The following is a 710-nucleotide window of genomic DNA, read 5'->3' on the forward strand; positions in this document are numbered from 1 at the left end:
ATTGCTTCTTTCGCAACGCGAGCTGCTGCTTCATAACCGATATGAGGGTTCACGGCTGTAATAATTCCTACACTTTTCTCAACATACTCTTTTAAGCGATCTTCATTCGCTTCAATTCCTTTTAAGCAATTATCTGTAAAGGCACGGAAACCGTTATTCATAACGCTAATCGATTGAAGTAAGTTGAAAACAAGTACTGGTTCCATAACGTTTAATTCTAATTGTCCTGCTTCTGAAGCAAGGCAAATTGTATGGTCATTACCAATTACTTGGAACGCAATTTGATTAATTACTTCTGGCATAACAGGGTTTACTTTCCCTGGCATAATAGATGAACCTGGCTGACGAGCTGGTAACATAATTTCTGCTAAACCAACACGTGGACCTGATGCCATTAAGCGAAGGTCATTCGCAATTTTAGACATATTCATCATACATACTTTAAGCGCTGCAGATACTTCAGTATAAGCATCCGTATTTTGCGTCGCATCTACTAAATCTTCTGCACCAACAAGCGGTAATTCACTAATTGCAGCTAAATGTTTTACAACTGCTTCAATATATTCTGGATCTGCATTTAAGCCTGTACCAACTGCAGTTGCCCCCATATTTACTTCATATAAATGTTGACGCGATTGTTGAATTCGTTTCATATCACGTTCAAGTACGCGAGAGTATGCTTTAAACTCTTGTCCAAGACGAATTGGCAC

General features: G+C 38.9%; 1 protein-coding gene. It reads right to left on the bottom strand.

From position 1 onward, the window contains the following. Nucleotides 1-710: lyase family protein (locus EBQ15_RS30885; RefSeq protein WP_241232447.1), on the bottom strand; the 710-nt coding region annotated here is incomplete at both ends.

The sequence above is a fragment of the Bacillus sp. 2D03 genome, from assembly GCF_003946765.1.
Classification (GTDB): Bacteria; Bacillota; Bacilli; order Bacillales; family Bacillaceae_G; genus Bacillus_A; species Bacillus_A cereus.